A 13,900-nucleotide genomic window follows, 5' to 3' on the forward strand; every position below is an offset into this window, starting at 1 on the left:
ATCGATGAGCTTATTCAGCGTATTTAATGTCACAGGTTCTGCGATGAGCGCCGAGTCGGTTCGTCTCAATACGACCTCAAGTAATCTGGCCAATGCTGATAGTATTAGTAGTTCAGCGAAAGATACTTACAAAGCTCGTCATGCAGTATTTGGCGCAGAGTTGAGTAAAGCGCGTTTCAACCGCGATCCCAATGTGCCGGTGAAGGTTTTGGGGATTGTGGAAAGTGATAAACCGCTGGTCGCTGAATTTAATCCAGAACATCCACTTGCCAATGATGAAGGCTATATCTACAAGTCCAACGTCAATGTGATGGAAGAGATGGCCAATATGATTTCTGCCTCTCGTTCTTATCAAACCAACGTGCAGGTGGCGGATGCCAGTAAACAGATGCTGCTGCGTACGCTGCAGATGGGTCAATAAGGATAAGGAGTTAACGTATGGCCGGAGTCAATAATGTTGGTCAAAGCGGCTTGTCCTATATTGATCAGCTTAAAGCTCTTCAAGAGCAGAAAAAGCCGGATGAAACCACAGGGCAGAAATCCCTGAAACAAGAAGACTTTCTTTCTTTGCTGACCAAGCAGTTAGCACAGCAAGATCCGTTCAAACCCGTGAGTAACGATCAGATGATTGCGCAGATGGCTTCATTTGCGACCGTTGATGGCATTGGCAAGATGAACACTCAGTTTGAGAGTCTCAACTCATCAATGACCTCTAACCAAGCGCTGCAAGCGTCATCACTGGTAGGGCGTGACGTGCTAGTGCCGGGGGCGGCAGGAATGAAAAAGCCTGATGGCGGTATGGCGGCAATGGTGAAACTGCCGCAGTCGATCGATAACTTGTTCATCCGTATTGAGAATGAAGCTGGTCAATTGGTACGAACCTTTGACGTCGGTGCCAAATCTTCTGGTGATAACCGCGTTGAATGGGATGGAAAAGATCAGAACGGTAATCCGTTGCCGGGTGGCAAATACAAAGTGAAAGCGTCTGGCTTGCTGGATGGAGAGAGTAAAGAGTTTGAAGTCTCCACGTATGCGAACGTCAACAGCGTTTTGTTAGGCAAAGGCGATGGTAACGTACTACTCAATCTGGCTGGTTTTGATGCACCAGTTCGACTTGCTGAAGTACTTGAAGTAGGCAAAGCGTGATAGCGCTAGCTAGATAGGAGAATTACTCATGTCATATGTCTCTCTTAGTGGTTTATCCGCCGCGCAGATGGATTTAAATACCACCAGTAACAACATTGCGAACGCCAATACGTTTGGTTTTAAAGAGTCGCGTGCCGAATTTGGTGATGTGTATTCCACCTCACTCTTTACTAACGCGAAGACGACACCAGGGCAAGGTGTGCAAGCGGCCAAAGTGGCACAGCAGTTCCACGAAGGTTCTAGCATCTATACCAATAACCCACTGGATTTGCGTATCGCGGGTACGGGCTTCTTCGCTGTCGCGAAAGATCGCTTAGTTCCACAGCAAAATGAGCTGACTCGTAACGGCGCATTCCACTTGGATAAAAATAGCTTCATGGTCACAGCGAATGATGAGTTCCTGCTGGGTTATGAAGTAAACCCTGATACGGGTGATGTCTTATCTTATGAGCCTAAGCCAATTAATATTCCGCCGCAGTTCGGTAAACCGAAACAGACCGCGAATATTGACTTAGGAGCAAACTTGCCTGCTAACGGTGATCTCAAAGACCCTGCGCTGTTTGATATTACCGATCCTGAGACTTATAACCGTACGACCTCATCGACCATTTACGATTCTATGGGGCAACCTTATAAGTTAACGACGTATTACTTGAAAGATATGAATCAAGCTAATACATGGCAGACCTACTACACCGTCACTGACAAAACCGGTGAAAAGCCGATTAACGTTGTCGGTGGTGATGCGGCAAGCCCAACAGGCCACGTGGGACATACCATGCGTTTTAACAACGATGGTACCTTGTCAAGCTTAAACAACGGTCAACCAATTGTGACTGAGCCACTGGGTGGCGGTGCCAATCCAGTCGATCTGAACGGTGCGGATGTTAACCAAACCTTGTCGTTTAGCTTGGATTCTGCCACGCAGTTTGCCGCACCTTTTGAGTTGACCAAGTTTGATCAAGATGGTGCGACGACAGGCTTCCTGACGAAGATCGACTTTGATGAAAATGGTAGCGTACTGGCTACTTACTCAAACGGCATTAACACCACTCTAGGCCGTGTTGCGCTGGTGCGTGTTGCGAACGAGCAAGGACTGGACAAAAAAGGTGGTACTCAGTGGGATGCTACTCAGTTCTCGGGCGCGAAAATCTGGGGTGAATCGAATAAAGGTTCGTTTGGGTCGATCAGTAATGGTTCATTAGAGCAGTCGAACATCGATATGACGCAAGAGCTGGTGGATTTGATTTCCGCTCAGCGTAACTTCCAAGCCAACTCACGTGCTTTAGAAGTACACAACGGTCTGCAACAAAATATCCTGCAGATTCGTTAATCCTCTTCAACCCCATTAAGCGGCGGCAATGCGGCTTAATGGGGTTGCCTCTTTGCCCCCTTGCCGCGGCAAATACGCTTATCTCCTTCAGATTTCTCATCTATCAGTTTGTTCCATAAGGAATAATTAAGTTGGCATGCTGCTTGCTTTAACTGCTCTAACTAACGATTTGGGAGCAGATTATGGACCGCGCATTGTTTCTTGCCATGAGTGGCGCAAAACAAAACATGCAAGCGATGCAGTTACGGGCAAACAACTTAGCTAACGTCAGCACGACGGGATTTCGTGCCGATTTAGCGCAAGCTCGTTCTATGCAGGCTTACGGTGAAGGGCTCCCAAGTCGCGTCTTCAGTATGACTGAGCGTCCGGGGCATAACTTTGCCCAAGGCAGTGTGATCACGACAGGCCGCGATCTCGATATCACGATTCAAGGTGATGGCTGGATTTCTGTGCTGGATAAAACTGGCAAAGAGGGACTGACTCGTAACGGCAACTTACGAATCGATGAAACGGGACTGCTGCTTAACGGCAATGGGCATCCGGTTTTAGGCGAAACAGGGGCTCCGATTACCTTGCCTGTGCCGCTAAACAAAGTCGAAATCGGCGGTGATGGTACCATCTCTGTTCGTCCGCAGGGTGCCCCGGCTGATGCGATGGAAGTGGTGGATCGAATCAAGCTGGTTCGCCTCAATGACCAGTCACTGTTTAAAGACGTGAATGGTTTATTTCGCGCTACCGATCCCAACACTCAGTTTGAGGCCGACGCCAGCGTAAAAATTCTCACGGGTGCCCTTGAAGGGAGCAATGTGAATGCGATAGGTGAAATGACCAGCCTTATCGACTTGCAACGTCAGTTCGAAATGCAAGTCAAGATGATGAGCACAGCGGAAGAGATGGACAAAGCTTCCGATTCACTGCTTCGCAGTAGCTAATTTAAGGTAGGAGTTAGGTATGCAACCAGCACTATGGGTCAGTAAGACCGGCTTAGATGCCCAACAAACCAACATTGCAACGATTTCCAACAACCTTGCCAACGCCTCAACCATTGGCTTTAAAAAAGGGCGGGCGGTGTTTGAAGATCTGTTTTACCAAAACATTAACCAGCCGGGAGCACAATCCTCGCAAAACACTCGTTTGCCGAGTGGTTTGATGTTAGGCGCGGGCTCTAAGGTCGTGGCAACCCAAAAGGTACACACGAACGGTAACGTACAAACGACCTCCAACAGTTTGGACATGATGATTGAAGGCGACGGTTTTTTCCAAATTCTGATGCCAGATGGCAACATTGCCTATAGCCGAAATGGTCAGTTCACCTTGGATGATGAAGGCGCGATTGTGACCTCTGGTGCGGGCTACCGTTTACAACCTGAAATCATCATTCCCGAAGACGCTATTTCCATCACGATTGGTAATGATGGTGAAGTGTCGGTTCGTGTCCGTGGTCAGCAGGATAACCAAGTACTGGGGCAGATCACTACGGTTGATTTCATTAACCCCGGCGGTTTAGAGCCGGTTGGACAAAACCTTTACCTACCAACCGGAGCCAGTGGTGAGCCACAAGAAGGGGTTCCGGGCTTGGATGGTTTGGGGGATATTCGCCAATCTATGCTCGAAACCTCGAACGTGAATGTGACGGAAGAGTTGGTCAACATGATTGAAGCGCAGCGTGTGTACGAGATGAACTCTAAAGTTATCTCCGCCGTCGATAAGATGATGAGCTTCGTTAACCAACAACTGTAATTGCTAACTAAGAGATGGCCGCGATGAAACGTCTACTTGCTTCTAGCTTATTGATTCTGCTCTCAGGTTGTAGCTTGATGCAGCCACCGATTGAATCTGCTGAAACCATTCAAGGTACCACGACGGTGGATGCGGTTGAGGGGGACAAATCTGAGAGTAACTCGGGTTTGACCGATGCGCTGCGCAATCGTACCGACCCCGTTGCGGGCGATCCCGCATGGGCACCTATTCATCCGAAAGGTAAGCCTGAGCATTACGCGGCGGAAACGGGCTCGCTGTTTAATTTGGCGAGCAGCAGTAGCATGTATGACGATTCTAAACCGCGTGGTGTGGGTGACATCATTACCGTGACTCTCAATGAAAGCACCAAAGCAGCCAAAAGTGCGGATGCGGATCTGAACAAGAAAAATGATGCTTCGATGGATCCGCTGGCGGTCGGCGGCAAAGATTTGACCATCGGGGATTACAATTTCTCTTACGCACTGAAAAACGACAATAAGTTTTCAGGGAGCGCGGCGGCTAACCAAAGTAACAGCATGTCAGGCTCGATTACGGTAGAAGTGATTGAAGTGTTAGCGAACGGTAACTTAGTGATCCGCGGTGAAAAATGGCTCACTCTGAACACGGGTGATGAGTACATTCGTCTCAGTGGCACCATCCGTCCGGATGATATCGACTTCGACAATACGATTGCTTCTAACCGTATTTCCAATGCGCGAATTCAATATTCTGGCACTGGAACCAACCAAGATATGCAAGAACCCGGATTCTTGGCACGATTTTTTAATGTCTCTTTATAAGTCGAGCCGCTGGGCTAGTTTATTGACAGCATAGTGAACGGTGAGGCCCTTTGGCCTCATTGTTGTTTTAGAGAGTAAGGTACATCCGCCATGAGAAAATTCACGATTTTATTGATGTTGCTGCTGGCTTCCAGTGCGCAAGCTGCACGGATCAAAGATGTTGCGCAGGTTGCGGGCGTTCGTAACAACCAATTGGTCGGATACGGCTTGGTCACTGGTTTGCCGGGGACTGGCGAGTCGACACCTTTTACTGATCAAAGCTTTAACGCCATGCTGCAAAGTTTCGGCATTCAATTGCCTCCCGGCACCAAGCCAAAAACCAAAAACGTTGCCGCCGTGATCGTCACTGCCGATCTGCCCGCGTTTTCTAAGCAAGGTCAAACCATCGATATCACTGTCTCTTCAATTGGATCGGCAAAAAGTTTGCGTGGCGGTACCTTGATGCAAACTTTCCTGAAAGGTTTGGATGGGCAAGTTTACGCGGTGGCACAAGGTAACTTAGTGGTGAGTGGTTTTAGTGCAACCGGTGCGGATGGTTCAAAAATTGTTGGTAACAACCCGACTGTGGGCATGATTTCCAGTGGCGCGATTGTTGAGCGTGAAGTGCCTAACCCATTTGGCCGTGGTGATTACATTACGTTTAACCTGTTTGAATCTGATTTCACGACAGCACAGCGTTTAGCCGATGCAGTGAACCAGTTCTTGGGCCCCCAAATGGCTTCGGCGGTGGATGCGGCCTCAATCAAGGTACGTGCTCCGCGCGATCTCAGCCAGCGTGTTGCCTTCCTCTCTGCAATTGAGAACCTTGAATTCAATCCTGCAGACAGTGCGGCGAAAATTATCGTTAACTCACGTACGGGCACCATAGTGGTTGGGCAGAATGTACGCCTCAAACCAGCCGCGGTCACTCACGGTGGGATGACGGTAGCGATCAAAGAAAACTTAAACGTCAGCCAGCCTAATGCACTGGGTGGCGGTCAGACGGTGGTCGTGCCAAACACAGAAATAGAAGTCACTGAAAAACAGGGCAAAATGTTTAAGTTAGAGCCGGGGGTCACTTTAGATGATCTGGTGCGTGCGGTTAACGAAGTGGGTGCTGCCCCTTCCGATTTAATGGCGATTTTGCAAGCGCTGAAACAAGCGGGCGCGATTGAAGGCCAACTGATCATTATTTAAGGAGCCAGCCATGATTAATAATTCCAATGACATTGGCTTTATCCAAGATATCGCCGGACTCGACAAGTTACGCCAAAAGGCGGTGAATGGTGATGAAAATGCCGGACAGTCTGCGCTAACCGCAGCGGCTCGTCAGTTTGAATCGATCTTCACTTCCATGATGCTCAAATCCATGCGTGATGCGAATAGTGACTTTAAATCCGATCTGATGAGTAGCCAGAATGAAGATCTTTATCGCCAGATGCTGGATGAACAGATGGCGAGTGAGTTCAGTTCATCTGGTTCGCTTGGCTTGGCCGATATGATCGTTGCCCAGCTTTCGACCGGACAAACGGCGAGCGAGCAAAAAGGGGAGGATGGCTTCCAAGAAGCCATGCGCCGTGTGGAACATGCACGTAAAACGGCCAGTGAACGCAGCAATGAAGACTTGGTGGCGGCGGTGTATCCGCTGCGTAAAACACAAGCGGTTCAATCGACGCAGTTTGATTCTCGCCATTCGTTTGTTACTAAGCTCAAACCTTATGCGGATAAAGCGGCACGCATGCTCGGGGTCGATTCTTCCTTGTTGATTGCTCAAGCGGCACTGGAAACAGGCTGGGGGCAAAAAATGGTCAAAAATGCCCGTGGCAACAGCAATAACCTCTTTAACATCAAAGCCGATCGCAGCTGGCAGGGGGATAAAGTCGCAACCCAAACCTTGGAATATCACAACAATGTTCCAGTGGTGGAGAAAGCGGCATTTCGCTCTTATGCGAGCTTTGATGAAAGCTTTAACGACTATGTTCGCTTCTTGGAAAACAATCCACGTTATACCAATGCGTTGGATCATGGCGGAAACAGTGAACGCTTTATCCACGGTATCCACCGTGCTGGATATGCGACCGACCCGCAATACGCCGACAAGGTGCTGCGTGTAAAAGCGCAAATCGATCAAATGAATCTGTTATAAATCGCCCGCCGGAATATTTCCGGCGGCACTCTTTCTCGTCCTCAATCTTTTCAGCTTACCAATCCTAACTTGCTATTTTTATTAGAGTAAATCGAATACATCCAATCTGGCATACATATTGCTATCTACTGTTTAGATTCAGTGAATTTTACTGATTAATATCGGTTTTCGGGGGCAGTATGGCGTCTGATCTTCTGAATGTGGGTACGCAAAGCGTACTGACGGCTCAGAGACAACTCAATACCACAGGTCATAACATTTCCAATGTTAATACAGAGGGTTACAGCCGTCAGTCTGTGATCCAAGGGACCAATGCGCCTCGCCAATACGGCGGTGAAACCTATGGTATGGGTGTGCATGTGGAAAATGTTCGCCGCTCGTGGGATCAATTTGCCGTTAAAGAGCTGAATATTGCCTCTACCGATTACGCTTTTAAGCGAGATACCGAAGAAAATCTCGATATGCTGTCTAAGCTGCTTTCCTCTGTGGCTTCGAAGAAAATTCCTGAAAACCTCAATGAGTGGTTTGATTCAGTAAAAAGTTTGGCTGATTCGCCCAATGATCTGGGTGCCCGTAAAGTGGTGCTCGAAAAATCCAAGCTCATTTCACAAAACCTGAATGATTTCCATGAGACGGTTCGTTTACAAAAAGACATTACCAACAAAGGGTTAGCTCTTGGCGTAGAACGCATCAACCAACTGGCGTTGGAAATTCGTGATTTGCAGCGTTTGATGATGCGCGTACCAGGGCCACATAACGATTTGATGGATAAGCATGAAAAGCTGGTATCCGAACTGTCGCAATACACCAAAGTCACGGTCACGCAAAGAAAACATGGTGAAGGCTTCAACATTCATATCGGCAACGGCCACACTTTGGTTTCCGGTACTGAAGCCAGCCAACTGAGAGTGATTGACGGTTTCCCAGATACCCAGCAACACCGTTTAGCCATGGTGGAAGGCAAGGCGCTCAAAGCCATCTCCGCGCGTGATATTGGCGGCAAGATGGAAGCCATTTTAGATATGCGTGATGAACACATTCCGTACTTGATGGATGAAGTCGGTCGTCTCGCACTCTCCTTTTCTCATGAAGTGAATACCTTACAGTCACAAGGTTTAGATCTACGTGGCAATGTGGGTAGCGCTCTGTTTACCGATGTCAATTTGGACGTCATTGCTCGCTCTCGTGTGGTGACCAACAGTAATTCTAAAGCCGATATGGCGGTATTTATTGAAGATGTTAGCCAGCTCAAAGGTGGCGAATACTCCATGCAGTACAACGGCAGTGAATTTGTGGTGACTTTGCCTTCAGGCCAACAAACCGTGTTGCCCGTGGTAAAAGGCAATGTGTATGTCGATGGCTTACGCGTAGAAGTACGTAACCCGCCCCAAGTCGGGGAGCGAATTTTGGTGCGCCCAACTCGTAACGGTGCCGCTGCCATTCGTTTAGCAACTGAAGATGCGACAAAAATTGCCGCACAGAGCTTTGAAGCATCGACCACTTTTGCCCAAGGCAAAGCGAAATTTAAGATTTTACAAGCGGGGGATGTTCGCGAATTTGAAGTGATTGTCTCGCCAACCGGCGATCAATTCGCGGTGACCGACACCAAAGGCAATATTTTACTTCAGCCTCAGCCTTATCCGCCGACTGGGCCTGTGACCGTATTGGGCACTACCTTTGAGCTGACAGAAGGTGCGTTACCTAATGATAAGTTCACGGCAAACCTTGTCCCTTCAGAAGGGGATAACGGCAACTTGCGTAAAATGATCAACATTCAAACCGCAAAACGGATGAATGATAACGAGTCCACCATCATCGATCTTTACCACAACCTCAACACGGATGTGGGGCTAAAAATGGCCACCATGACGCGTTTGACCGATGTGGCAAGACTGGAGAAAGAGGCGGCGCAATCGCGCATCGCTTCGATTTCCGGTGTGAACCTTGATGAAGAAGCCGCCAACATGATGAAATTTCAGCAAGCTTATATGGCTTCCTCACGCATCATTCAGGCCTCGAACGACACTTTCAACACCATTTTGGCGTTGCGATAGGGAGATGGGTAAATGTTAAACCGAATCTCTAGCTTCCATAACTACCAAGCGGTTCAGAACGACATCCGTCGTCAGGAATCGAAAGTGTTTAATAACCAAGCGCAATTGGCGTCTGGTAAGAAGCTGTTGTCAGCGAGTGACAACCCACTGGCGACGCACTACATCCAAAACGTTGGGCAACAAGAAGAGCAGCTGCGTCAGTACCTAGATGCGATAGTGCTAGTCCGCAACCGTCTTGAGCATCAAGAAGTCATTATTTCTAATACCGAAGAGTTTTCTGACTCCGCAAAGCGCACTGTGATGGAGATGATCAACGGCTCATTGTCACCAGAAGATCGGGTGGCGCGTGCGCGCGTGTTGCAAGAAATGGCCAATAACTTTATTAACCTCGCCAACGTACAAGATGAATCCGGCAACTATATTTTTGCCGGTACCAAACCCAAAAATCAGCCCTTCTTTCGTGATAACCAAGGCAATGTGACCTACGCGGGGGATGATTATCAGCGCAAAATGAAGATCTCCAACAGCTTGGAAATTCCATTTAATAACCCAGGCAGCAAAGTGTTTATGGAGATCCCTAATCCTTTTGGCAGCTATGAGCCCAACTATGCGCTGCAAGAGGGTTCCGAGCTGCTCTTAGAGCGTGCAGTTAACCTCAATCCCGATGATACCGCATCCTATCGTGTAACGTTTGTCGATATGCCGGAAGGCAAAAATGGCTATCAGTTAGAGCGTAATGGCAGCGTAGTGCAAGCGGGAGAGTTTGATGCGAAAACCGGCATCCAGTTTGAAGAGCTGAATATTCAGGTCAAAGGGCAGATCAGCAAAGGGGATGCGATTGAGCTGACGCCTCGCACCACGTTTAGTGTGTTTGATACTTTCCGTGATGCGATTCGCTACGCCGAAGGGTCGGTATCGGATGCCTCGAATACGGCCAAACTGCATCAGTTAGTTGAAGAATTTCATACCGCCTTTATCCATCTCAATAAAACCAGAACGGATATTGGTGCGCGTTTGAGTACGCTCGATATTCAGGAAGAGCAGCACGAAGATTTCAAAATCAGCCTCGCGAAATCCAAAAGTACCTTTGAGGATCTGGATTACGCAGAAGCCGTGATTGAGTTCAACGAGAACTCGCGAGCCCTTGAGGCATCGCAGAAAGCCTTTGGTAAAACGAAAGATCTCACCCTTTTTAACTACATCTAACCTTCAATGCCTTATGCGCTTAAGCCATATGAGCGAAGTGAGTTGAGTAAAAAGTGGCACGGAAGTTGCTAATACAACATTGAGCCTTGGTGAAAAGTTGTACAGGGTAACCAAAGCGGCAAGTCAGCGGCAAAATGGATTGCCGCTCACCGAAATCGGCAACTTTGAGTGGCTGATTGAATTAGATAGACAATGTAACTCATTGAAAATAAGCGATGTATATCAATGGGTGTCAAAGAAAATAAAGTTGGCACACTAATTGAATAAAGTACATCAGAGTTGTTGTAACCGGTTTTTAAATCCGCCTTTGGGCCGATTTGGCAAGTTATTCACGGTCAGTGCTTCCAAAAGAGACCAAAGCTGACCGCTTCGCAAATGAGCTTGCGAACTCGATAGGAGAGCAAACTATGACCATTAACGTAAATACCAACGTGTCGGCGATGACCGCACAACGTTATCTGACCAAGGCGACGGGAGAGCTTAACACCTCCATGGAACGCCTCTCATCAGGTAATCGCATTAACAGTGCAAAAGATGACGCGGCAGGCCTGCAGATTTCAAACCGTTTAACGGCGCAATCTCGTGGTTTGGATGTGGCAATGCGTAACGCCAACGATGGTATTTCGATTGCTCAAACCGCAGAAGGTGCGATGAATGAATCGACCAGCATTTTGCAGCGTATGCGTGACCTCGCCTTACAATCGGCGAACGGTACCAACTCAGCGTCAGAGCGTCAGGCTCTGAATGAAGAGTCGGTGGCACTGCAAGATGAACTGAACCGTATCGCTGAAACCACGTCATTTGGTGGTCGTAAGCTACTCAATGGTTCGTTTGGTGAAGCTTCGTTCCAAATCGGTTCTAGCTCGGGTGAAGCGATCATTATGGGACTGACCAGTGTACGTGCTGATGATTTCCGCATGGGTGGCCAATCCTTTATTGCCGAACAACCTAAGACTAAAGAGTGGGGGGTACCACCTACCGCTCGTGACCTGAAGTTTGAATTCACCAAGAAAGACGGTGAGGCAGTCGTGCTTGATATCATTGCCAAAGATGGTGATGACATTGAAGAGCTGGCCACTTACATCAACGGTCAAACGGATCTGTTCAAAGCTTCGGTTGACCAAGAAGGCAAACTGCAGATTTTTGTTGCTGAACCCAATATTGAAGGCAACTTCAATATCTCCGGTGGTTTGGCAACCGAACTTGGCCTCAATGGTGGCCCTGGTGTGAAAACCACAGTTCAAGACATTGATATCACCAGTGTCGGTGGTTCACAGAACGCCGTGGGTATCATCGATGCCGCATTAAAATACGTCGATTCGCAACGAGCTGACCTCGGTGCTAAACAGAACCGACTCAGTCACAGCATCAGTAACCTGTCGAATATTCAGGAGAACGTGGAAGCGTCGAAAAGTCGGATTAAAGATACGGATTTTGCGAAGGAAACAACGCAACTTACCAAATCTCAGATTCTGCAACAGGCGGGGACTTCAATTCTTGCCCAAGCGAAACAGTTGCCAAACTCTGCAATCTCGTTATTGCAGTAGTTCACGGTACCTTCATTAATGAGCTCAGACGTGGGTATGTAATGAAGGGACTTTGGCAAAGTATGGTTATGGAATGTTAGGCGAGCTCTCTCACTCAAACTGCTCATCTAGCCCCACATAATCATGCGCCCCTAATGGTTAGCCGAAATGTGTTCATTTCTCTTGATCTCCACATTGGCGATGGCTACCACCAAATAGCCCCGGTTCTCTCAAAGGAAAAGGGGCTTTTCTTTTTTCTGCGTTTTACCCCCACCTTTATCTTTCCTACTTTTTCCTATCATCCGCTGAAGAACGGTTCTCGAAGCGTGAGTGGATGCCCCCGGCCATTGTGGATAAAACTTGAGCCTATCAGCCTGATATTTATGTGATTTGTGTTATATCTCTCAAGATGCATAGATTTCAGAGGGTTTAGGGCAAAAAAACATCTTTTTGCTAAAGGATTTATTCAACGAGTCGCTAATAGAGGTAACTTTGAGAGAACTGCTTGGTTTTCCGAGACGTCGGAGACCGTTTGGGAGTTCCGCTACGTCGGAAAATCAATAGGAGATACCACTATGGCGGTGAATGTAAACACCAACGTGTCAGCAATGACAGCACAACGGTACTTGACGAGTGCAACCAATGCACAACAATCGTCAATGGAACGTCTATCTTCAGGATACAAAATTAACAGCGCAAAAGACGATGCGGCCGGTCTGCAGATCTCTAACCGCTTGAACGTGCAAAGCCGAGGTTTAGGTGTCGCCGTTCGTAACGCCAACGATGGTATTTCGATGGCGCAAACCGCGGAAGGGGCAATGAAAGAGACCACCAACATCTTACAACGTATGCGTGATCTCTCCTTGCAATCAGCAAACGGTTCGAACTCAAAAGCTGACCGTGTTGCGATTCAAGAAGAAATTACCGCGTTGAATGATGAGCTTAATCGTGTGGCCGAAACCACCTCTTTCGGAGGTAACAAGCTGCTCAACGGTACATTCGCAACCAAATCATTCCAGATTGGTGCGGATAACGGTGAAGCGGTAATGCTTAACATCAAAGATATGCGCAGCGATAACGCTTTGATGGGAGGTAAAACCTATCAAGCGGCTAACGGTAAAGACAAAAACTGGGGCGTGGAAGCGGGTAAAACCGATCTGACCATCACTCTGAAAGACAAACGCGAAGGCGATGTCACCATTTCGATCAATGCGAAAGAAGGGGATGATATCGAAGAGCTGGCCACTTACATCAACGGTCAAACCGACATGATCAAAGCATCGGTGGATGAAGAAGGTAAGTTACAGCTATTCACTGATAACAACCGAATCGATGGTGCTGCGACCTTTGGTGGCGCACTTGCCGGTGAGTTAGGTATCGGTGCTGCGCAAGACGTGACGGTTGATACTCTGGATGTCACTACGGTTGGTGGTGCACAAGAGAGTGTGGCGATTGTCGATGCTGCCTTGAAATATGTGGATAGCCATCGTGCTGAACTCGGTGCATTCCAAAACCGATTCAACCACGCTATCAACAACTTAGATAACATTAACGAAAACGTGAATGCGTCTAAGAGCCGGATCAAAGATACAGACTTTGCCAAAGAAACGACTGCACTGACCAAGGCGCAGATCCTTTCTCAAGCATCAAGTTCTGTTCTCGCACAAGCCAAGCAGGCACCCAACTCAGCACTGGCTCTTCTAGGCTAGTTCGAGTTGATAGGAAAAAACCCAGCTGCAGCTGGGTTTTTTATTGTCATCCCTAAACCACCGCTTTTAGCGGTGGTGATTGTCCCTAGGGGCTTTTGCCCGAAAATGCGCCCATGTTAGAAGACAAACTCTTATTCACCATAAGTAAGAGGATTCAAATAACATGGGCGACTACAGAAGTTCATCACACGTCTATTGGCGTTGCAAATATCATATCGTTTGGACACCAAAATTTCGTTTTAAGATCTTAAAAGGTAATGT

12 protein-coding genes and 1 pseudogene are annotated in these 13,900 nt (G+C 47.9%); all 13 read left to right on the forward strand.

Annotated features, from left to right (window positions below):
• The first annotated feature begins 4 nt into the window (after positions 1-4).
• The gene (gene flgC / locus T411_RS0104905) at positions 5-421 is read left to right on the forward strand and encodes a flagellar basal body rod protein FlgC (RefSeq protein ID WP_000051920.1); all 417 of its coding nucleotides are present in this window, start codon (positions 5-7) and stop codon (positions 419-421) included.
• Positions 422-438: 17 nt separating this feature from the next.
• Positions 439-1,146, forward strand: coding sequence for a flagellar hook assembly protein FlgD (gene flgD / locus T411_RS0104910; protein ID WP_000929365.1), 708 nt, complete (start codon positions 439-441; stop codon positions 1,144-1,146).
• 28 nt (positions 1,147-1,174) lie between these two features.
• On the forward strand, positions 1,175-2,479 hold the full coding sequence (gene flgE / locus T411_RS0104915) for a flagellar hook protein FlgE (protein ID WP_000122825.1): 1,305 nt from the start codon (positions 1,175-1,177) through the stop codon (positions 2,477-2,479).
• Positions 2,480-2,661: 182 nt separating this feature from the next.
• Positions 2,662-3,411 carry a flagellar basal-body rod protein FlgF gene (flgF, locus tag T411_RS0104920; protein WP_000373284.1) on the forward strand — a complete coding sequence of 250 codons (750 nt, stop codon included), beginning with the start codon at positions 2,662-2,664 and terminating at the stop codon, positions 3,409-3,411.
• Between the two features lie 19 nt (positions 3,412-3,430).
• Complete coding sequence (flgG, locus tag T411_RS0104925) at positions 3,431-4,219, forward strand: flagellar basal-body rod protein FlgG (RefSeq protein ID WP_001182097.1); 789 nt, start codon at positions 3,431-3,433, stop codon at positions 4,217-4,219.
• 23 nt (positions 4,220-4,242) lie between these two features.
• Positions 4,243-5,019 (forward strand): flagellar basal body L-ring protein FlgH, encoded by a 777-nt coding sequence (flgH, locus tag T411_RS0104930; RefSeq protein WP_001911822.1) that lies wholly within the window; start codon positions 4,243-4,245, stop codon positions 5,017-5,019.
• Between the two features lie 90 nt (positions 5,020-5,109).
• Positions 5,110-6,195: a flagellar basal body P-ring protein FlgI gene (locus tag T411_RS0104935; protein ID WP_001225051.1), complete on the forward strand. Its 1,086-nt coding sequence runs from the start codon at positions 5,110-5,112 to the stop codon at positions 6,193-6,195.
• Between the two features lie 10 nt (positions 6,196-6,205).
• Positions 6,206-7,144, forward strand: coding sequence for a flagellar assembly peptidoglycan hydrolase FlgJ (gene flgJ, locus T411_RS0104940; RefSeq protein ID WP_000609516.1), 939 nt, complete (start codon positions 6,206-6,208; stop codon positions 7,142-7,144).
• A gap of 179 nt (positions 7,145-7,323) precedes the next feature.
• On the forward strand, positions 7,324-9,198 hold the full coding sequence (gene flgK / locus T411_RS0104945; RefSeq protein ID WP_000135483.1) for a flagellar hook-associated protein FlgK: 1,875 nt from the start codon (positions 7,324-7,326) through the stop codon (positions 9,196-9,198).
• Positions 9,199-9,210: 12 nt separating this feature from the next.
• Complete coding sequence (gene flgL / locus T411_RS0104950; RefSeq protein ID WP_000934642.1) at positions 9,211-10,404, forward strand: flagellar hook-associated protein FlgL; 1,194 nt, start codon at positions 9,211-9,213, stop codon at positions 10,402-10,404.
• 407 nt (positions 10,405-10,811) lie between these two features.
• Positions 10,812-11,951, forward strand: a complete 1,140-nt coding sequence (gene flaA, locus T411_RS0104955; RefSeq protein ID WP_000154827.1) for a flagellin A — start codon at positions 10,812-10,814, stop codon at positions 11,949-11,951.
• Positions 11,952-12,505: 554 nt separating this feature from the next.
• On the forward strand, positions 12,506-13,639 hold the full coding sequence (gene flaC, locus T411_RS0104960; protein WP_000290380.1) for a flagellin C: 1,134 nt from the start codon (positions 12,506-12,508) through the stop codon (positions 13,637-13,639).
• A gap of 163 nt (positions 13,640-13,802) precedes the next feature.
• Positions 13,803-13,900: pseudogene (locus tag T411_RS1000000120035) on the forward strand (IS200/IS605 family transposase); the annotation flags it as partial.

Source organism: Vibrio cholerae ATCC 14035 (genome assembly GCF_000621645.1).
In the GTDB taxonomy this organism is placed as follows: Bacteria; Pseudomonadota; Gammaproteobacteria; order Enterobacterales; family Vibrionaceae; genus Vibrio; species Vibrio cholerae.

Excerpts from the sequence above, each read along its gene's own strand:
- T411_RS0104935 (WP_001225051.1), top strand. The coding sequence starts at position 5,110 with ATGAGAAAATTCACGATTTTATTGATGTTGCTGCTGGCTTCCAGTGCG.
- flgG (WP_001182097.1), top strand. The coding sequence starts at position 3,431 with ATGCAACCAGCACTATGGGTCAGTAAGACCGGCTTAGATGCCCAACAA.
- flgF (WP_000373284.1), top strand. The coding sequence starts at position 2,662 with ATGGACCGCGCATTGTTTCTTGCCATGAGTGGCGCAAAACAAAACATG.
- flgD (WP_000929365.1), top strand. The coding sequence starts at position 439 with ATGGCCGGAGTCAATAATGTTGGTCAAAGCGGCTTGTCCTATATTGAT.
- flgE (WP_000122825.1), top strand. The coding sequence starts at position 1,175 with ATGTCATATGTCTCTCTTAGTGGTTTATCCGCCGCGCAGATGGATTTA.
- flgJ (WP_000609516.1), top strand. The coding sequence starts at position 6,206 with ATGATTAATAATTCCAATGACATTGGCTTTATCCAAGATATCGCCGGA.
- flgK (WP_000135483.1), top strand. The coding sequence starts at position 7,324 with ATGGCGTCTGATCTTCTGAATGTGGGTACGCAAAGCGTACTGACGGCT.
- flgC (WP_000051920.1), top strand. The coding sequence starts at position 5 with ATGAGCTTATTCAGCGTATTTAATGTCACAGGTTCTGCGATGAGCGCC.
- flgL (WP_000934642.1), top strand. The coding sequence starts at position 9,211 with ATGTTAAACCGAATCTCTAGCTTCCATAACTACCAAGCGGTTCAGAAC.
- flgH (WP_001911822.1), top strand. The coding sequence starts at position 4,243 with ATGAAACGTCTACTTGCTTCTAGCTTATTGATTCTGCTCTCAGGTTGT.
- flaA (WP_000154827.1), top strand. The coding sequence starts at position 10,812 with ATGACCATTAACGTAAATACCAACGTGTCGGCGATGACCGCACAACGT.
- flaC (WP_000290380.1), top strand. The coding sequence starts at position 12,506 with ATGGCGGTGAATGTAAACACCAACGTGTCAGCAATGACAGCACAACGG.